Here is an 18,140-nt window from a genome sequence, read left to right as displayed (position 1 = left end):
TTCCGGCCTTTGGGCCGAGGTAGCACCATGCAACTCATCGATATCGGCGTCAACCTGACCAACGCCAGTTTTGCCGACAAACACCAGGCCGTACTCGACCGCGCCTACGCGGCCGGCGTGTGCCAACTGGTGCTGACCGGCACCAGTGTCGAGGGCAGCGAACAGGCCCTTGAGCTGTGCCGGCAACTGGACGCAAGCAATCAGCGCCTGTTCACCACCGCCGGTATTCACCCTCACTGCGCCAGCGACTGGAACGCCGACAGCGCCCGACGTTTGCGCAGCTTGCTTGACGAGCCGAATGTGGTGGCCGTGGGTGAATGCGGGCTGGATTTCAACCGTGATTTCTCGCCACGCCCGCAGCAGGAAAAGGTGCTCGAAGAACATCTGGCCTTGGCCGTCGAATTGCAGCTGCCGGTTTTTCTGCACGAACGCGACGCCAGCCAGCGTTTGCTGGAGATCCTGCGCGACTTCCGCGACCAATTGCCGGCCGCGGTGGTGCACTGCTTCACCGGGGAGCAGAAGGCGCTGTTCAGCTACCTCGACCTCGACCTGCACATCGGCATTACCGGCTGGATCTGCGACGAGCGCCGGGGCACGCATTTGCATCCGCTGGTCAGGGAGATCAAGCGCGGACGCCTGATGCTCGAAAGCGATGCACCGTACCTGCTGCCGCGCAGCCTGCGCCCCAAGCCGAAAAACGGGCGAAACGAGCCGGCGTACCTGACCGAAGTATTGCGCGAAGTGGCACTGCATCGCGGGGAAAGCCAGGAGGATCTGGCGGCACACACCACAGCCTGTGCACGCGCGTTCTACGGCTTGCCATCAATCCCCCAGTAACCATAAATCCCTGTGGGAGCGAGCCTGCTCGCGAAAGGCGTCGTGTCTGCGAGCATCGGGTTGAATGACAGACCGCTATCGCGAGCAGGCTCGCTCCCACACTGGAAGGGTACTGGCCCGTTGATCTGCATCAAGAACCAGCCACCTGCATAGCGGCACAATGCTGGCACCTTGCCAAAACTGTTTCCGCTATCAGAGAAGACCTCCATGGGTGCCTGGCTTAGCAATATCTCGCTGAAATACAAATTCTGGGCGGTCAACGCCGTCGCGTTCGTCACCACCCTGTTGCTGGTGTTGTACGCGGTGCAGCTTGAGCAGCAGGCCCGCAGTCACGCATCCCAGGCTTCGGCCCAGGCCCAGGCGCGATTGCTCGAAGCCTGGCCCGCCGGGCAACCGCTGCCCCCCGCCGACAACCTGCTGGCGTTCAGCCGCGGACAAGCCCCCACGCTCAATGAGCGCCCCGTGCAAGAACTGGCCGACGCCAATGGCTGGGTCGAGATCAACCCGATGCCGCTGTTCGGTGACAACCCGTTGATGGGCGCCGAAGTGTTCGCACGCGCTGACGGGCAGCGGGTCGCCGTGATCGCCCACGGTCCAAGCCTGAGCCAGGTGTTCAGCGAGCGCTTCGCCCACTACGCGGTGGCGGTGTTCATCCTGATGCTGGCCATGCTCGGCGCATCGCAGTTGCTGATCCGATTCCTGCTCAGCCAGCTCAACACCTTGAAAGACGTCATGTTGCACGTGGAGAAAACCGGCGACCTGTCGACCCGCGTGCCATTGGCTTGCAGCGACGAAGTCGGCCAGATGGCCAACGCCTTCAACGCCATGCAGGCCGGTTATCAACGGGTGGTCAACACCGTCGCCAGCACCGCCCGGCAACTGGATATCGGCGCCGCGCGGCTGGCGGCGAGCATGAATGAAGTGCGCCACGGCATGCTCGGTCAGCAAAGCGAAACCGATCAGGCCGCCACGGCGATCAATGAAATGACCGCCACGGTCTATCACATCGCCCAGCACGCGGGCGCCACCCGTGACCTTTCACAATCGGCCGATACCCTGGCCGGTAGTGGGCAGGAAGTGGTGACGCGGGTGCAGCGCTCGATTGCCGGGCTGTCCACCGGCGTGCAGCAGACCGCCGAGATGATTCAACGCCTGGCCGAGGACAGCCAGAAGATCAACGGCGTGGTCAACGTGATTCACAGCATCGCCGAACAGACCAACCTGCTGGCGCTCAACGCCGCCATCGAAGCGGCCCGGGCCGGCGAGATGGGGCGCGGCTTTGCGGTAGTCGCCGATGAAGTACGTAACCTGGCCAAACGCGTGCAAGCCTCCACGGACGAAATCACGATCATGGTCTCGGCGTTGCAGGCCGGGACGCGGGACGCCGTGGATTTCATGCAAGAGAGCTCGTTCAAGGCCGATGACTGCGTACGACAAGCGCAAGAGGCCGGCGCGGCACTGGCCGAAATCACTGGCGCAGTGGCACAGATGCGTGAAAGCAACACGCAGATCGCCGTGGCGGCCGAGCAGCAGAGCCAGGTGGCGGAAGAGATGAACCGGGCGGTGGTGAGCATCCGTGACGTGACTGAGAACACGGTGCAGCAGACAGTGTCTTCGGCGACGACCAGCAATGAACTGGCTGCGCTGGCCGGGGAGTTGAGCAAGGCGATAGGTCAGCTCAAACTTTGAGGGCCCTTTCGCGAGCAGGCTCGCTCCCACAAGGGATCTATGTATGCCCAGAATCTGATGGTCACCGAGGATCAATGTGGGAGCGAGCCTGCTCGCGAAGGCGTCAGTCGACCCCACATCAAAGTTGAACATGACGCCTATCAAGCCAATAGCCAGCCTTGATTCGCCGCCGGCGTTGACCGGGCCTATTCTTCATTACATGTGTTCAACATGGATCGAGGATCAGCAACATGGGCAAACGTCACCCCAACCTTCCCGCCTGGCAATGGCGAGCGTACCCGAACAATCATCAGCACCCGACCAATCTGGTGTTACACCTGATCGCGGTGCCGCTGTTCATCGTGGCGTTTCTGCTGATCGTATCCGGGGTCTTCAGCCTGAGCCTGGCCAACATCGCCATTGGCGTGATCGGCATGATTGCGGCGCTGGCCCTGCAACGCCACGGCCACAGCATGGAGACGCAAGCCGCCGAGCCGTTCAGTGACCGCAAGGATGCACTATCGCGCCTGTTGGTCGAGCAGTTTCTGACCTTTCCGCGGTTCTTCCTCAGCGGTGGCTGGTGGCGCGCCTGGCGCGAGCGCCACCGCCGTCACTGATCAGGCAAACACCGTCACCGTCTGCCGGCTCATGGCGATCAACCGGCCATCGGCGCTCCACATTTTGGCGGCGGCGTGCCCGTAACCATCGGCGGCGTGCTCGGTCTCGACGAGGTATTTGCACCACTCCAGGGTGGTCAATTCCAGCAGCGGTTGCACGAACTCGATGGTCCAGGTCAGCGTACTGCCCATCGCCGGCTTCTTCAGAAATGGCATCAGGGCCGGCGGCCAGGCGTCCACCAGTGCGAGGATATGCGCCTCGCCGATGGCCTCTTCCTTGTCATCGCAGCGCAAGCGCACCCAACCACCCATTTGCCGCGATGTGCTACCGCTGAACGGCAGCCCGCCTACACTCCAGCGCATCGCCAGGTGCCGCATGAATTCCGGGATAACGCCTTCGATAAAAGGCAACTCCTGGCACTCGTCCCAGTGCTTCATTTCAGGTGCCGGTTCAGCGGCCACGGCCACCACCGAAGGGCGTGAAGCGCCGAAGCTCCCCTGGATCAACGTCACCACCTGGCCCTTCTGCATCACCCGGCCCAACAGCTGGCTGACCGCCTTGCCTTCGCGCAATACGTCGACTTCAAAGCTGACTGGAACCTCAGGCTCAACCGGGCCGACAAAGGTGATCGCCAATGAGCGCACCGGGCGATCCGCTGGTACCCGGGCACGCATGGCTTCGTACTGCAAAGCCGCCACCACGCCACCGAAACTGGCGCGCCCCTGGCCCCAGGAGGCCGGAATGGAGAGCTCCAGCGGCTGGCTACGGACAGCGTCAAGCAGTTCGGAAAAACGCATGAAAACCTCAGGGATCGGAAAAAGATGAGGGGATCTTAACCATCTGGCGAGATGGATACATCGCCTATTCCGGACAAATTGACTGACAGATAAGTCGCGCAGGTTTCATGTCGAACATAAACCTCCTGTGGGAGCGGGCTTGCTCGCGAAGAGGCCATCAGCTTCAGCATCAATGCTGACTAACACACTGCTTTCGCGAGCAAGCCCGCTCCCACATTTGTTCGGTGGTGATATCAGGATTTGAAACAATCGCGACTGAGTTTTTCCAGCACCCGGTCCGCCCGGCTTTCTGCCTCGGCCATGGTGGTTGTCCAGACCGCGACACAGGGCCGCAAATCCGCTTCCTGCTCAGCCATGGCCAGCCATTGCACGCAATCGTGCCACTCACCCAGCGCGCCCTGAGCCGATTTCAATCGGGGCATGGCCGCTTTCGGTAAACGGTCCAGCTCGGGGTAAGCGTCGATACCATAGCGCACGCGCTTGATCAGCAGGCGTAGCCGATGACGGTCGTGGGCCGGGTCGTGCAATGCTTCATCGAGTTTTTTCCACTGCTTGCCCAGGCGTTTTTCGATGCGCTTGCGCAGGCCCTTGAGCAATCCCTGGCGCTGGGCAGCGCGCAGAAAACGCGGAAACGCATCGAGCACGATCAGCAATTGCGCGAGCTCGGGACTGGCCGCCACGGCCGGATAAGCTTCGGCCATTTGCGCCATGCGCCACTGTGCAGCGTGAGGTTGACCGTGCTCAAGCAGGTACGCCGCCAGCACTTCGCGATCACGCAACGGCGTGGTCAGATCGCCCACCCGCGAGGCGGCCGCCTCCAGTTGTTCGACACCGGGCAACCCGCGCAAAGGCCGCAACAGACTGCGTAACCGACGCATGGTTGTGCGCAGATCGTGTAAAGCTTCAGGGTCAGTCCGCTCTCTCAAGCGGGCCTGACAGGCCAGCAGACGAACTTCCAGGCCCAGGACATGAGCCACCAGCCGATCGATCATGGGGGGTTTACTCCGTAAACAGCGCCAGGCTGCAAGCTACGAGCTGCAAGCCCGATGAGTCTTGCAACTCGTAGCCTAGAGCCTGCAGCTGCTTTTTGCCTTCAGCGCCCCGCGCGCGATTCACGAATATAGAAACGAGCCTTCTCGGCTTTCCTGGTGCAGCCTTCGAACCCCTCGAATTGCTGCTGGGTCTTGGCCGCAGTCAACAGCGACAGGGCCTTGGAGTAGCTGACGGTCCCGGCGAAACCTTCGGCTTTGGCCAGGTCCAGTTCATGCCATGCCGCATCCAGGTTACTTCCGCAACTGTCGCGGTAGGCGGTTTTTCCGGCACAACCGGCGAGTGCCAGGGCAATCAATGGCACGCAGATCCAGGCTTTCATCACTTACTCCTCAAAAATAGGTCAACAGTCATGCAGGTAAGACGGTGTAGCACCTGAAAAGTGCCGTTGGTCCGCTGTGCGAACTATAGCGCTGACGAGAACAACCATGTGCCGCCATGGAGTGTCGAAAATACGACGCTCTTGCCCCCTCGAACGACCATGACGATTGAAGCATGCCCCTCGATGGGTGCATTGTTGAAGCATTCAAACGAGGGCGATTCATGAAAAAGCGTGTCGCACTGGTATTGGGCTCGGGTGGAGCCCGGGGTTACGCACATATTGGGGTCATTGAAGAGATCGAACGGCGCGGCTATGACATTGCCTGTATCGCCGGTTGCTCCATGGGCGCGGTGGTGGGCGGGATCTACGCCGCCGGCAAACTCAATGAATACCGCGACTGGATCGAGAGCCTGGATTACCTCGACGTGTTGCGCCTGGTGGACGTCAGTTTTCGTCTGGGGGCGATTCGTGGCGAGAAGGTGTTCGGGCAGATTCGCAAGATCGTCGGCGAGATCAACATCGAAGACTTGCGTATCCCCTATACCGCCGTTGCCGCCGACCTGACCAACCAGCAGGAAATCTGGTTCCAGGAAGGTTGCCTGCACCAGGCGATGCGCGCCTCGGCAGCGATTCCCAGCCTGTTCACCCCGGTGATGCAGGGCAACCGCATGCTGGTCGATGGCGGCATTCTCAACCCGCTGCCGATCGTGCCCGTGGTGTCGAGCCATTGCGACCTGATCATCGCGGTCAACCTGAACTCCACCAACCAGCGCCACTATCAATTGCCGGTGATCCAGCGCCCTGCCGCGTTCAAGAGCCGCTTCGACAACCTGATGAGCTCTGTCGGCTCGAAGTTGCCGTTCCGGCGTAAACAGGCGGAACAATTGTTGATCCTGGAGCAGGAAGCGTTGAAAGCCGAAGGGGCGGATTTCAACCCGTGGATCGAGTCCGCCGAACCCGAAGCACAGCAACCCGCGGCCGCCCCGGAAGCCAGTGGCGCGCCCCGCTCTGCCACCGGTTCGTTCATCATCGACAACGTCGGGCCGGCATCCTTGCTCGACTTGATCAACCAGAGTTTCGAGGTGATGCAGACGTCGCTGGCGCAGTACAAGATTGCCGGGTATCCGCCGGACATCCTGATCAACGTGCCCAAGCGCGTGTGCCGTTTTTTCGAGTTCTACAAGGCGCCGGAGCTGATCGCGCTGGGACGGGAGATTGCGCGCGATACGCTGGATCGGTATGAGAATGAGCAGAATTGAAAGTTCTGAAAGTTCTCAATTGAATGTAAGGGCCCCTTCGCGAGCAGGCTCGCTCCCACAGTGAATCGTTGGTGTACACAAAGTCTGTGTCTGACCAGGACCCCATGTGGGAGCGAGCCTGCTCGCGATGGGGCCGGAACATTCAGCACAAAACTAAAGGCTGCCCTCACTCAACAACCGATACCCCACCCCCGCCTCGGTCACGATGAACCTTGGCTGGGTCGGGTCATCCGCCAGTTTCTGGCGCAAGTGCCCGACCACGATGCGCAGGTAGTGAGTGTCTTCGGTGTGTGTCGGCCCCCAGATGTCCTTGAGCAATTGCTGCTGGGTGATCACCCGCCCGGGATGCCGCGCCAGTTGCGCCAGCACGGCGTACTCCTTGCGAGTCAACGCAACTTCGATACCATCGAGCAATACCCGGCGATACGCCAGGTCGACCGTCAAAGGACCGAAGCTCAGCGCCGCTGGCTGGGTTTCGCCGACGGGCGCCTGGCGCAGCAACGCTCGAACCCGTGCCAGAAATTCCTGGATGCCGAACGGTTTGGTCACGTAGTCGTTGGCGCCGCCATCCAGGGCCTCGACTTTCTGCCCTTCACTGGCGCGCACGGAGAGCACCAGCACCGGCACCGTCGACCACTCGCGAAAATCGCGCAATACCTGTTGGCCGTCCATGTCCGGCAAGCCGAGGTCGAGCACCAGCAAGTCCGGTTTGTTCAATGCAGCTTGGGCCAAGCCTTCACTGCCGGTGCCGGCCTCCAGCACTTTGTAGCCCTGGGAAGCGAGGCTGATGCGCAGGAATTTGCGGATCTGCGGTTCGTCGTCGATGACCAGTATGGTCGCGGTCTGGCTCATGAATTCACATCAACAATAAGAAGTGGCAAGAGAGTAGCGCAAGCACGATCAGGCTTCACTCTCGTATCCCGGCTGAACCTGTAGCGGCAGGTGTAACGTGATGCAGGTACCGCGTCCCTCAATGCCGTCGGCGACGCTGATGCGCCCGCCATGGGCACCGACCATGCCCTGACAGATCGCCAGCCCCAGTCCGGTGCCCTGTCCGCCACGATCACCTCGCGCCGCGGTGTAGAACATGTCGAAAATCTTCGCCCGATCCTCCTCCGGAATCCCCGGGCCCTCATCGCTGACCGAAAAGAACAACTCACCGTCGTCGGTCCCGGCGCGCAATTGCAAACGCCCGTGGGGCGGCGAAAACCGCGCGGCGTTTTCCAGCACGTTGACCAATGCCTGTTCGATCAGCGCGGCGTGCACATACAGCAGCGGTAACTCGGCCGGCACGTCGGTGCTGACTTGCAGCGGCGCAAGGACTGCGCGCAGGCGATTGAGCGCACTGCCGACGATATCGGCCGGTGACACCCAGTCCCGCGCCAGCTTCAGGGCTCCGTGGCCGAGGCGGGTCATGTCGAGCAGATTCTGGATATAACGATCAAGGCGCTCGGCTTCATCACGGGTGCCCTCGAGCAGCTCACGCCGATCCTCCAGCGGGATCGCTTCACCCAGGGCCAGCAGGCTATCGATACTGCCGCGCATGGACGTCAAGGGTGTGCGCAAATCGTGCGACACCGAAGCCAGCAAGGCACTGCGCAACTGCTCGGTTTCACCGTGCAGCCGCGCCGCTTCCAGATCATCGACCAGTTGCGCCCGGGCCAGCGCCTGAGCCAGCGGCTGGCTCAGCGCGGTCAACAAACGACGGCGCTGGCCACTCAGGGTCTGGCCTTCCTTGGCGCATACGCCAAGCAGCGCGAGCGGCCCGTCCTCGACCGATAACGGCCACCACCACCAGCGGCCGAACGGCAAGGTGCCGGTGCCCGCACCTGCCGGTTGATCGTGCTGCCAGGCCCAATCGGCGGCGGCGCGCTCAGCTTCGGTAAACTCAAGCGGGCCACCGGTTTCGACTTTCCAGCCGCTCTGCCCGTCGCGATTGAGCAGACACAGCTGCACGTCGCTCCAACCGTTGAGGTGCTGGGCGGCCGCACTGACCACGGCCTGGCGGTCGGTGGCGGCAGTCAGTTTGCGTGACAGGTCGAGCAATTCCGTGGTCTCTTCCTGGGTATCGCGCAGTGCCTGCAATTGCCTGCGCTGGCGCGCCGCGAGGTTGCCGGTGAGGGCTGCCATCAGCAGGAAAAACAGCAAGGTCAGCACGTCTTCTTCGCGCTGGATGCTGAAAGAAAAAGTCGGTGGAATGAACAGGAAATCATAGGTCAGAAACGACAGCGCCGCACAGGCCAGCGCCGGCCCGAGACTACTGCGCACCGCCACCAGCAACACGGCGGCGAGGAACACCAGTGAAATATTGGGCAGTGGCAATACACTCGCCACGGCCCAGGCCAGGGCGCTGGCCATGACCGTCGCGACCACCGCCAACGCGTAGTCGAACCAGACCAGCGGCCCCATCGACCGCTGATGAGGTTGATGCTGTTGGTGATCGCCGTCGAGAACGTTGATTTCCAGTCCGCGCGCATTGCGCAGCAACCGCGCCGCCAGCCCGCCACCAAACAGGCGTCGGCGCAATCTCGGCCGGGACTGGCCGACCAGCACCAGGCTGGCACGACGTTCGGCGGCATGCTGGATCAAGGTTTTCGCCACCTCACCGGCGCGCAGCAACACCACTTCGCCGCCCAGGCGCTCGGCCAGTTGCTGGGCGCTCTGCAGGCGCAGGCGTGACTGTTCGTCACGCACGCGGCCGTTGTCCACGTGCACCAGGCTCCAGGGCAGGTGTCGCCGTTGGGCCACGCGACTGGCATGCCGTACCAGACGCTCGGCCTGGGCATCGCCGTCCACTCCTACCAGCAAACGCCCGCGCACGGCTGGCGCCGCTTGTCCAAGTTGGCGATAGCCCAGGGCCAGATCGTTATCGACCTGAGCCGCTGCGGTTTGCATCGCCAGTTCGCGCAGGGCTGTCAGGTTGGTCTGGGAAAAGAACGCGTCAATGGCCGCCCGCGCCTGCTCCGGCACATAGACCTTGCCATCGCGCAGGCGCTCGAGCAGTTCCCGTGGCGGCAAGTCGATCAGCAGCAGTTCGTAGGCTTCTTGCAGCACCCAGTCCGGCAAGGTTTCACGGACCTGTACACCGGTGATGCCACGCACCTGATCGTTGAGGCTTTCCAGGTGCTGGACGTTGACCGTTGTGTAGACATCAATGCCGGCGGCGAGCAGTTCCTGAATGTCCTGCCAGCGTTTTTCGTGACGGCTGCCGGGTGCGTTGGTGTGCGCCAGCTCATCGACCAGCACCAGCTTCGGTTTGGCTTTGATCAGACCGTCCAGGTCCATTTCTTCGAGCAACACACCACGGTATTCCGAGCGCACCAACGGCTGCTGCGGCAAGCCGCTGAGCAGTACTTCGGTTTCGGCGCGGCCGTGGGTTTCGACGACGCCGGCAATGACCTTCACGCCTTGACGCAGTTGGGTATGGGCCGCCTGGAGCATGGCGTAGGTCTTGCCGACTCCGGGCGCGGCGCCGAGAAAAACCTTGAGCCGGCCACGGCCATCGCGGGGCAGGTCTGCTAACAGCGCGTCGGCGCGGCCGGAGTTGCTCATGCTTGGAAATCTCTTTTTTCAGATGTTGTTGTGGTGATTGGGAGGCCGTCATCGCGAGCAGGCTCGCTCCCACAATTGGAATGCATACTCCTGTGGGAGCGAGCCTGCTCGCGAATGGCTGCACCGCCGATTTACAGTTTTTCCAGCGCCAGATTCAACTCAAGCACATTCACCACCGGCGGGCCTACCAATGGCTGTTCGATGTGCGCGTCCAGCAGCTGTTGCAGTGACGCGACCGGCAGATTGCGCGCCGCCGCGACACGCGCCAGTTGATAGGCAATCGCCGCCGGTGGCAAGTGCGGATCGAGACCGCTGCCCGACGTAGTGACCAGCGCCAATGGCACCGCCCCCTGGCCGGGCACCAGCAGCTTGCCGGCTTCGTCGATCACCCGCGTGGCGAGGGCCGGGTTACTCGGCGAGAGGTTGCTGGCACTGCTCGATACGGTGGCAAAGGCACCGGCCGAAGGACGCGGGTGGAACCAGGCGTCGCCGACGAAATCCTGGGCGATCAGCGAGGAACCGCGGACCTTGCCCTCGGCATCGCGCACCAGGCTGCCGTTGGCCTGATCCGGGAACGCGACCTGGGCGACGCCGGTAACCACCAGTGGATAAGCGACGCCAGTGATCAGCGTCATCAGGACCAGCAGGCTCAGGGCCGGGCGTATCAATGTGGACATTTCAAAATCCTCGAATTCGTAATTCAATCAATTGGACCGTGTCGCATTCTTCGCGAGCAGGCTCGCTCCCACAGGGCGAAAGCATTTCAAATGTGGGAGCGAGCCTGCTCGCGAAGGCGGTGCATCTGGCACCCCGCGCAGGTCAAACCAGATGCAACGCCGTCAACAGCATGTCGATCGCCTTGATGCCCACAAACGGCACCAGGATCCCGCCCAGGCCATAGATCAGCAGATTGCGTCGCAACAGCGCCGCCGCACTCGCCGCCTGCACGCGCACACCGCGCAATGCCAGGGGAATCAGCACCACAATGATCAAGGCGTTGAAAACGATCGCCGACAGAATCGCGCTCTGCGGACTGCTCAGGTGCATTACGTTGAGCACACCCAGTTGCGGGTAGATCGCGGCGAACAGCGCCGGCAGGATCGCGAAGTACTTGGCCACGTCGTTGGCGATGGAAAAGGTCGTCAGCGCACCGCGGGTAACCAGCAATTCCTTGCCGATCTGCACCACATCCAGCAACTTGGTCGGGTCGCTGTCGAGGTCGACCATGTTGGCCGCTTCACGTGCCGCTTGCGTGCCGTCGTTCATCGCCATGCCGACGTCCGCCTGGGCCAGTGCCGGGGCGTCGTTGGCTCCATCGCCGCACATGGCGACCAGACGCCCGTCGTTTTGCTCGTGACGAATGCGCGCCAGTTTTTTCTCCGGCGTGGCTTCCGCCAGCACATCGTCCACACCGGCCTCAGCGGCGATGGCGGCTGCAGTCAAGGGGTTGTCGCCGGTGACCATGACCGTGCGAATGCCCAGCTTGCGCAATTCGGCGAAACGCTCGCGGATACCGGGCTTGACCACGTCCTTGAGGTGGATCGCGCCGAGCAACTTGCCGTCGGCGCAGACCAGCAAGGGGGTGCCGCCGCTTTGCGCGATCTTGTCGATTTCGCGGGACAAGGCCGGTGCCAGGTCAGCACGTTTCAGGCCGACGAAGGCCAGCAACGAATCCACCGCACCCTTGCGGTACACGCGCCCTTGATAGTCGACACCGGACAAGCGGGTTTCGGCACTGAATGGTACGGCTGTCAGCAGGTCGGCGGACGGTTCCGGTTGCGGATGAGTGCCACGCAGGTACTCGACGATCGACTTGCCTTCAGCGGTGTCGTCGGCCAGCGACGCCAGCAACGCGCCTTCGGCCAACTCCATGGCTGTCACGCCTGGCGCGGCATACACCGCCGAGCAACGACGGTTACCGAAGGTAATGGTGCCGGTCTTGTCCAGCAGCAGGACGTGCACGTCCCCCGCCGCTTCCACCGCACGACCGGACTTGGCGATCACGTTCAGGCGCACCAGACGATCCATGCCGGCGATACCGATGGCCGACAACAGACCGCCGATGGTGGTCGGAATCAAGGTGACCAGCAGTGCCACCAGGAACACCAGCGGCAGGCTGCCGTTGGCGAAGTGGGCGAACGGTTGCAGGGTGACGACCACCAGCAGGAAGATCAGGGTCAGGCCGATCAGCAGGATGTCGAGCGCCACTTCGTTCGGGGTTTTCTGGCGTTTGGCGCCTTCGACCAGGGCGATCATGCGGTCCAGGGTCGACTCGCCAGGGTTGGCGGTGATCTTCACCAACAGCCAGTCGGACACCAGCCGTGTATTGCCGGTGACGGCCGAGCGGTCGCCGCCGGACTCACGAATCACCGGTGCCGACTCACCGGTAATCGCCGCTTCGTTGACCGCTGCGATACCTTCGAGCACTTCGCCGTCACCGGGGATCATCTCCCCGGCTTCGACACGCACCACATCACCTTTGCGCAGGCTGGTGGCCGGCACCACCTGGAACGTGCCATTGCTGGTTTTGCGCCGGGCGCTCAAGCCTTCGCTACCGGCCTTGAGGCTGTCGGCGCGGGCCTTGCCACGACCTTCAGCCAAAGCTTCGGCGAAGTTGGCGAACAACACGGTGAACCACAGCCACACGGCAATTTGCGCGGCGACGAAGGTCGGTACGGCCGTATCGGGAATGAAGCACAGCACGGTGGTCAGGATCGCGGTCAGTTCGACCACCAGCATCACCGGTGCGCGCTGCAGTTGCCGTGGGTCGAGCTTGACGAAGGCTTGCACCAGCGCCGGGCGCCACAGGGCCGAGATCGCGGTTTTCGGGGCTTCGGCCGACTTGGTCGGTGATGCAGGTTTTGAAGCTGGAACATGCATATTCATGATGGATTCCTTAGAAGCCCATACTCAGGTGTTCAGCAATAGGCCCCAGTGCCAGGGTCGGCAGGAAGGTCAAACCACCCACCAGCAAAATGGTCACAGTCAGCAAGGTCACGAACAGCGGGCCGTGGGTCGGGAAGCTGTTCTGGCCAATCGGTGCGGTTTTCTTCATCGCCAGGCTGCCGGCCAGGGCCAGAACCGGGAGGATGTAACCGAAGCGACCAATCAACATGCCCAGGCCCAGCATCAGGTTGTGAAACGGCGTGTTGGCACCGAAGCCGCCGAAAGCCGAACCGTTGTTGGCACTGGCCGAGGTGTAGGCGTAGAGCAACTGACTGAAACCGTGGGCGCCGGGGTTGCTCACCGAGGCCACCGGGCCTGGCAGGCTGGCGGCAATCGCGCCGAGCACCAATACGCCAATCGGCATGACCATCAGGGTCAGCACCAGCAATTGCACTTCCCTGGCTTGCAGTTTCTTGCCGAGGTACTCCGGCGTACGACCGATCATCAGGCCGGCGAGGAACACCGCGATCAGCACGTTGAGCAACATGCCGTAGAGCCCGGCACCGACGCCACCGAAGATCACCTCGCCAACCATCATGTTGACCAGGGCCACCATGCCGCTCAGCGGATTGAGGCTGTCATGCATGCCGTTGACCGAGCCGTTGGACGCCGCCGTGGTGGTTACCGACCAAAGCACCGTGGCGGTAGTGCCGAAACGCGCTTCCTTGCCCTCCAGCGGCGCAGTCTGCTCGACGGCTACGTTGTTCAGGGTCGGGTTCGGCTGGTATTCAGCCCATAGCGAGGTCGCGCCGCCGATCAGGAACAGCGCCAGCATGCAGGCGATGATCGCTCGACTCTGACGCAGGTCCTTCACGTAATGGCCGAAGGTGAACACCAGTGCCACCGGGATCAGGATGATCGAGGCCACTTCGAACAGGTTGCTCCAGGCCGTCGGGTTCTCGAACGGATGCGCCGAGTTGACGCCGAAGAAGCCGCCACCGTTGGTACCCAATTGCTTGATCGCAATCTGGCTGGCAGCCGGGCCCAGTGGAATGACCTGGTCGACGCCTTGCACCGTCACCGCATTCACGTACTGCGCGAAGGTTTGCGGCACGCCCTGCCAGACCAGATACAGCGCCAGCAACAGGCACAGCGGCAACAGGCCGTAGAGGGTGGCGCGGGTCATGTCGACCCAGAAGTTGCCAAGCGATGCCGTGGATTTGCGCCCGATGCCGCGGCACAGCGCAACCAGTACGGCCAGGCCAGTGGCGGCGCTGACGAAGTTCTGCACGGTGAGGCCGGCCATCTGGCTCAAGTAGCTCAAGGACGCTTCGCCGCTGTAGGACTGCCAGTTGGTGTTAGTCATGAAACTGACGGCGGTGTTGAACGCCTGCGTCCACTCCTGCCCCGGCAGGTTTTGCGGGTTCAGCGGCAAATGGTCCTGGAACAGCAGGATCGCGAACAGCAGCAGGAAACCCGCAAGGTTGAAGGCGAGCAAGGCCAGGGTGTACTTCTGCCAAGTCTGTTCGGCGTGCGGATCGACGCCGGCCAGCCGATAGCAACCGCGTTCGACCGGACCCAGGACCGGCGACAGCCACGTGCGCTGCCCCTCCATCACCTTGTAGTAGAAGCGCCCGAGAAACGGCGCCGGGACCAATACCAGGGCGAAAAACCCGAGGATCAGCCAATAGTCATAACTGTGCATAGCCGCTCCTAGTTCCGGTCCGCGCGCAACAGCGCAACCAACAGATAAATGAACAGCCCCACTGCCAACAGCAGTGACACTCCGTCCAGAACGCTCATGGAAGTTCTCCGTGTTACGGCGTATTGCCGCGTGTGGAGTCATTGTCGGAAAGGAGGCTGTAAAGGAGCGAGACCGAGGGTGCGGGCCGGACATAAAGAAAGCGTAAAGAGTGGGTTTACGCTGGGGTTACGGGGTGCGCGAAGGGATTCCGGTACGGAGAAAACCGTGAATTTCGCGGGTAAAGCTCTAAATTTTGCGCAAGATGTAGTGAGTGAAGGCTGCAAGTCATGGATAATCCAGCACGATTGGCACGACGTAACCGAATGCGAATGGGGTCAGGATTTCTTGCGCCTCCTCGCTCGTGCCTGCAAGCTACCGATATTCGCATTACTGAAAAAGGCTGGCCCAACATGCGTATCCTTATTACCGGCGGAGCCGGTTTCATAGGCTCGGCCCTTGTTCGCGAGCTGATCCAACACACTGAGCATGATGTGCTCAACCTGGACAAACTGACGTATGCCGGCAATCTCGAGTCGCTGACCAGTATTGCCAACAACACTCGTTACGAGTTCGTTCAGGCCGATATTGTTGATCAGGCGACCGTCAGTGCAGTGCTGGCGCGTTTCCAGCCTGACGCGATCATGCACCTGGCAGCCGAGTCCCACGTCGATCGTTCCATCGATGGTCCATCAGAGTTCATCCAGACCAACATCGTCGGCACCTACAGCCTGCTCGAAGCCACCCGTGCCTATTGGCAAGCCCTCCCGGAGCCTGAGAAAAGCGCCTTCCGCTTTCATCACATTTCCACCGACGAGGTTTACGGTGACCTGCACGGCGTCGATGACCTGTTTACGGAAACGACGCCCTACGCACCCAGCTCGCCCTACTCCGCCAGCAAGGCCGCGTCCGACCACCTGGTCCGCGCCTGGCAGCGAACCTATGGCCTGCCGGTGCTGCTGACCAATTGTTCGAACAATTACGGGCCTTTCCACTTCCCCGAGAAATTGATTCCGCTGGTTATCCTCAATGCCCTGGCCGGCAAGCCACTGCCGGTGTATGGCAACGGCCTGCAAGTGCGCGACTGGCTGTTCGTCGAAGATCACGCCCGGGCACTGCTCACAGTGGTGACCACCGGCAAGGTCGGCGAGACCTACAACATCGGCGGGCACAACGAACAAAAGAACATCGACGTGGTGCGCGGCATCTGTGCCCTGCTTGAAGAACTGGCACCGCAAAAGCCGGAGGGCGTTGCGCATTACGCCGACCTGATCACCTTCGTCCAGGATCGTCCTGGACATGACTTACGCTACGCAATCGACGCCAGCAAGATTGAACGCGAACTGGGCTGGGTGCCCGAAGAGACGTTCGAAACCGGCTTGCGCAAAACCGTTCAATGGTACCTGAACAACATGGACTGGTGCCGCCGTGTTCAAGATGGCAGCTATCAGGGCGAACGCCTTGGCGCCATCAATTCCAAGGAGTTGCTCCCATGATGAAAGGTATCGTTTTGGCAGGTGGCTCGGGCACACGCCTGCACCCGATTACGCTCGGTGTGTCGAAACAGCTGTTGCCGGTCTACGACAAGCCCATGATCTACTACCCGATCTCGGTGCTGATGCTGGCCGGCATCAAGGATATCCTGCTGATCTCCACCCCGCAGGATCTGCCGCAATATCGCAATCTGCTGGGTGACGGCAGCCAGTTCGGGGTGAACTTCAGCTTTGCCGAACAGCCATCTCCGGACGGTCTGGCCCAGGCTTTCCTGATTGGCGAGGAGTTCATTGGCGATGACCCTGTGTGCCTGATCCTGGGCGACAACATCTTTCACGGTCAGCACTTTGGCGAACAATTGCAGAACGCGGCACAACGCTGTTCCGGCGCCACCGTGTTCGGTTATTGGGTCAAGGACCCCGAACGCTTCGGCGTCATCGATTTCGACAGCGAGGGCCGTGCGCTTTCGATCGAAGAAAAACCGAAAAAGCCAAAATCAAGCTATGCCGTAACCGGCCTGTATTTCTACGACAACGACGTGATCGAGATCGCCAAGGCGGTGAAACCTTCGCCTCGCGGCGAGCTGGAAATCACTGACGTCAACAATGCCTATCTGCAACGCGGAGACCTGCAAGTCGAGCGTTTTGGTCGAGGTTTCGCCTGGCTCGACACCGGCACCCACGACAGCTTGCTCGAAGCCTCTCAATACGTGCAGACCATCGAACACCGCCAAGGCCTCAAAGTCGCCTGTCTCGAAGAAATAGCCTATGAAAATGGCTGGATCAACCGCGAACAACTTCTGGAGCGCGCCCAGTACTTCGGCAAGACGGGCTATGGTCAGTACTTGGCCAAATTGGCAGGGGGAGAGTAATGAGCCTGTGTGAGTCCGATTTGCCCCATGGCGAGACTGAACTGTTCTCATGAAAGTACTCATCAATGGCAGACATGGTCAGGTCTCACACGAGCTGCAACGCCGACTGGGTGTGCTCGGCGAATTGATCGTATTGGGTCGCGAACAGCTCGATCTCGCGCAACCCGATCAGATTCGTCGCCAGGTGCAAAACCTCAGGCCCGACCTGATCATCAACGCGGCGGCCCATACAGCGGTTGACCTGGCAGAAAGCGAGCCGCAAGCAGCCTTTGCCATCAACGCGATCGCTCCCGGCATTCTCGCCGAAGAGGCGCTGGCTCTCGACATCCCGTTGATACATTACTCCACGGACTATGTTTTCGACGGATTGAAAGCCGGACCTTACAACGAGGACGACACGCCCAATCCGCTCGGCGTATATGGTAAGAGCAAGTTGGCCGGTGAGCAGGCTATCAAGGACGTGCAAGGCAAACACCTGATCCTTCGTACCAGTTGGGTCTATTCAAACCATGGCCGTAACTTTCTGCTGACGATGCAGCGATTGCTGCAAGAGAAACCAGAGTTACGTGTAGTTGCCGATCAAATCGGAGCCCCTACCTGGGCCGGCACACTCGCCAACAGCACCCTTGCCCTGATTGAACACTGGCAGGCGCGCGAAGTGGCCAACTGGGGCACTTATCACTTGACCGCTCAAGGTGAGACCTCCTGGTTTGGTTTCGCCCAGGCAATCGGCGAAGCATTGCGACAACAGGGCAAACCTTGTGCCGCCCTGTTACCGATCCCGTCCAGCGATTACCCGACGCCCGCCGCCCGGCCGCTTAACTCGCGCCTGGATTGCAGTCGCTTGCAACGCGATTGGGGCGTCAGTCAACCTGACTGGCAGACGGCGCTGCGCGAGTGCCTTACCGAACAAACCTGAACATCAACGGCAGCCCGCACCTGCTTTGAAACACGACGTATCCGCATCGCAGCGGCGTCGTGTAGCAGACATTCGGGCTTGCTCGCGAAAGCGGCACCAGTAGCAACGACGCCCCCGACTGACGCA

16 protein-coding genes are annotated in these 18,140 nt (G+C 61.4%); 7 read left to right on the top strand and 9 right to left on the bottom strand.

Annotation, left to right across the window (positions count from 1 at the left end; translation table 11 throughout):
• The first annotated feature begins 27 nt into the window (after positions 1-27).
• From PPUTUW4_RS07175 to PPUTUW4_RS07165, 3 genes are all read left to right on the top strand, one after another.
• Complete coding sequence (locus tag PPUTUW4_RS07175; protein WP_015094018.1) at positions 28-837, top strand: TatD family hydrolase; 810 nt, start codon at positions 28-30, stop codon at positions 835-837.
• A gap of 207 nt (positions 838-1,044) precedes the next feature.
• Positions 1,045-2,526 carry a methyl-accepting chemotaxis protein gene (locus tag PPUTUW4_RS07170; protein WP_015094017.1) on the top strand — a complete coding sequence of 494 codons (1,482 nt, stop codon included), beginning with the start codon at positions 1,045-1,047 and terminating at the stop codon, positions 2,524-2,526.
• A gap of 230 nt (positions 2,527-2,756) precedes the next feature.
• Positions 2,757-3,122 (top strand): Mpo1-like protein, encoded by a 366-nt coding sequence (locus PPUTUW4_RS07165; protein WP_015094016.1) that lies wholly within the window; start codon positions 2,757-2,759, stop codon positions 3,120-3,122.
• On the opposite strand, the gene PPUTUW4_RS07160 is transcribed toward PPUTUW4_RS07165, so the two are convergent.
• The 3 genes from PPUTUW4_RS07160 to PPUTUW4_RS07150 form a co-directional block, all read right to left on the bottom strand.
• Positions 3,123-3,920: a thioesterase family protein gene (locus tag PPUTUW4_RS07160; RefSeq protein WP_015094015.1), complete on the bottom strand. Its 798-nt coding sequence runs from the start codon at positions 3,918-3,920 to the stop codon at positions 3,123-3,125.
• A 233-nt stretch (positions 3,921-4,153) separates the two neighbouring features.
• Complete coding sequence (locus PPUTUW4_RS07155; RefSeq protein WP_015094014.1) at positions 4,154-4,912, bottom strand: CHAD domain-containing protein; 759 nt, start codon at positions 4,910-4,912, stop codon at positions 4,154-4,156.
• Positions 4,913-5,013: 101 nt separating this feature from the next.
• Positions 5,014-5,292 carry a hypothetical protein gene (locus PPUTUW4_RS07150; RefSeq protein ID WP_007973587.1) on the bottom strand — a complete coding sequence of 93 codons (279 nt, stop codon included), beginning with the start codon at positions 5,290-5,292 and terminating at the stop codon, positions 5,014-5,016.
• Positions 5,293-5,513: 221 nt separating this feature from the next.
• On the opposite strand from PPUTUW4_RS07150, the gene PPUTUW4_RS07145 reads away from it, so the two are divergent.
• Positions 5,514-6,551 (top strand): patatin-like phospholipase family protein, encoded by a 1,038-nt coding sequence (locus PPUTUW4_RS07145; RefSeq protein WP_015094013.1) that lies wholly within the window; start codon positions 5,514-5,516, stop codon positions 6,549-6,551.
• 153 nt (positions 6,552-6,704) lie between these two features.
• On the opposite strand, the gene PPUTUW4_RS07140 is transcribed toward PPUTUW4_RS07145, so the two are convergent.
• From PPUTUW4_RS07140 to kdpF, 6 genes are all read right to left on the bottom strand, one after another.
• Positions 6,705-7,403: a response regulator gene (locus PPUTUW4_RS07140; RefSeq protein ID WP_015094012.1), complete on the bottom strand. Its 699-nt coding sequence runs from the start codon at positions 7,401-7,403 to the stop codon at positions 6,705-6,707.
• 48 nt (positions 7,404-7,451) lie between these two features.
• Positions 7,452-10,103, bottom strand: coding sequence for a sensor histidine kinase KdpD (locus PPUTUW4_RS07135; protein WP_015094011.1), 2,652 nt, complete (start codon positions 10,101-10,103; stop codon positions 7,452-7,454).
• A 131-nt stretch (positions 10,104-10,234) separates the two neighbouring features.
• Positions 10,235-10,780, bottom strand: coding sequence for a potassium-transporting ATPase subunit KdpC (kdpC, locus tag PPUTUW4_RS07130; protein ID WP_015094010.1), 546 nt, complete (start codon positions 10,778-10,780; stop codon positions 10,235-10,237).
• Positions 10,781-10,922: 142 nt separating this feature from the next.
• Positions 10,923-12,983 (bottom strand): potassium-transporting ATPase subunit KdpB, encoded by a 2,061-nt coding sequence (gene kdpB / locus PPUTUW4_RS07125; protein WP_177325112.1) that lies wholly within the window; start codon positions 12,981-12,983, stop codon positions 10,923-10,925.
• Positions 12,984-12,999: 16 nt separating this feature from the next.
• Entirely contained in the window at positions 13,000-14,694 is a 1,695-nt protein-coding gene (gene kdpA / locus PPUTUW4_RS07120) for a potassium-transporting ATPase subunit KdpA (RefSeq protein ID WP_015094008.1), read from the bottom strand.
• An 8-nt stretch (positions 14,695-14,702) separates the two neighbouring features.
• The gene (kdpF, locus tag PPUTUW4_RS27850; protein WP_007899818.1) at positions 14,703-14,792 is read right to left on the bottom strand and encodes a K(+)-transporting ATPase subunit F; all 90 of its coding nucleotides are present in this window, start codon (positions 14,790-14,792) and stop codon (positions 14,703-14,705) included.
• Between the two features lie 351 nt (positions 14,793-15,143).
• Between kdpF and rfbB the strand changes: the two genes are divergently transcribed.
• Genes rfbB through rfbD form a run of 3 tightly spaced genes read left to right on the top strand, consistent with a single transcriptional unit; the run spans position 15,144 to position 18,014 of the window.
• Positions 15,144-16,226, top strand: coding sequence for a dTDP-glucose 4,6-dehydratase (gene rfbB, locus PPUTUW4_RS07115; RefSeq protein WP_015094007.1), 1,083 nt, complete (start codon positions 15,144-15,146; stop codon positions 16,224-16,226).
• The gene (gene rfbA / locus PPUTUW4_RS07110) at positions 16,223-17,095 is read left to right on the top strand and encodes a glucose-1-phosphate thymidylyltransferase RfbA (protein ID WP_015094006.1); all 873 of its coding nucleotides are present in this window, start codon (positions 16,223-16,225) and stop codon (positions 17,093-17,095) included. Before rfbB ends, rfbA begins: the two co-directional genes overlap by 4 nt.
• A 49-nt stretch (positions 17,096-17,144) precedes the next feature.
• Complete coding sequence (rfbD, locus tag PPUTUW4_RS07105; protein WP_015094005.1) at positions 17,145-18,014, top strand: dTDP-4-dehydrorhamnose reductase; 870 nt, start codon at positions 17,145-17,147, stop codon at positions 18,012-18,014.
• Positions 18,015-18,140 lie beyond the last annotated feature (126 nt).

Origin of the sequence: Pseudomonas sp. UW4 (assembly GCF_000316175.1) — a bacterium.
GTDB lineage: Bacteria > Pseudomonadota > Gammaproteobacteria > Pseudomonadales > Pseudomonadaceae > Aquipseudomonas > Aquipseudomonas laurylsulfatiphila.
The sequence above is the reverse complement of the archived record's forward strand: the minus strand, read 5'-3'. Positions and strand labels throughout refer to the sequence as shown.

What these genes read in the sequence shown, in the direction of transcription:
- PPUTUW4_RS07175 (WP_015094018.1), top strand. Translation starts at nt 28, where the DNA reads ATGCAACTCATCGATATCGGCGTCAACCTGACCAACGCCAGTTTTGCC.
- PPUTUW4_RS07170 (WP_015094017.1), top strand. Translation starts at nt 1,045, where the DNA reads ATGGGTGCCTGGCTTAGCAATATCTCGCTGAAATACAAATTCTGGGCG.
- PPUTUW4_RS07165 (WP_015094016.1), top strand. Translation starts at nt 2,757, where the DNA reads ATGGGCAAACGTCACCCCAACCTTCCCGCCTGGCAATGGCGAGCGTAC.
- PPUTUW4_RS07160 (WP_015094015.1), bottom strand. Translation starts at nt 3,920, where the DNA reads ATGCGTTTTTCCGAACTGCTTGACGCTGTCCGTAGCCAGCCGCTGGAG.
- PPUTUW4_RS07155 (WP_015094014.1), bottom strand. Translation starts at nt 4,912, where the DNA reads ATGATCGATCGGCTGGTGGCTCATGTCCTGGGCCTGGAAGTTCGTCTG.
- PPUTUW4_RS07150 (WP_007973587.1), bottom strand. Translation starts at nt 5,292, where the DNA reads ATGAAAGCCTGGATCTGCGTGCCATTGATTGCCCTGGCACTCGCCGGT.
- PPUTUW4_RS07145 (WP_015094013.1), top strand. Translation starts at nt 5,514, where the DNA reads ATGAAAAAGCGTGTCGCACTGGTATTGGGCTCGGGTGGAGCCCGGGGT.
- PPUTUW4_RS07140 (WP_015094012.1), bottom strand. Translation starts at nt 7,403, where the DNA reads ATGAGCCAGACCGCGACCATACTGGTCATCGACGACGAACCGCAGATC.
- PPUTUW4_RS07135 (WP_015094011.1), bottom strand. Translation starts at nt 10,103, where the DNA reads ATGAGCAACTCCGGCCGCGCCGACGCGCTGTTAGCAGACCTGCCCCGC.
- kdpC (WP_015094010.1), bottom strand. Translation starts at nt 10,780, where the DNA reads ATGTCCACATTGATACGCCCGGCCCTGAGCCTGCTGGTCCTGATGACG.
- kdpB (WP_177325112.1), bottom strand. Translation starts at nt 12,983, where the DNA reads ATGCATGTTCCAGCTTCAAAACCTGCATCACCGACCAAGTCGGCCGAA.
- kdpA (WP_015094008.1), bottom strand. Translation starts at nt 14,694, where the DNA reads ATGCACAGTTATGACTATTGGCTGATCCTCGGGTTTTTCGCCCTGGTA.
- kdpF (WP_007899818.1), bottom strand. Translation starts at nt 14,792, where the DNA reads ATGAGCGTTCTGGACGGAGTGTCACTGCTGTTGGCAGTGGGGCTGTTC.
- rfbB (WP_015094007.1), top strand. Translation starts at nt 15,144, where the DNA reads ATGCGTATCCTTATTACCGGCGGAGCCGGTTTCATAGGCTCGGCCCTT.
- rfbA (WP_015094006.1), top strand. Translation starts at nt 16,223, where the DNA reads ATGATGAAAGGTATCGTTTTGGCAGGTGGCTCGGGCACACGCCTGCAC.
- rfbD (WP_015094005.1), top strand. Translation starts at nt 17,145, where the DNA reads ATGAAAGTACTCATCAATGGCAGACATGGTCAGGTCTCACACGAGCTG.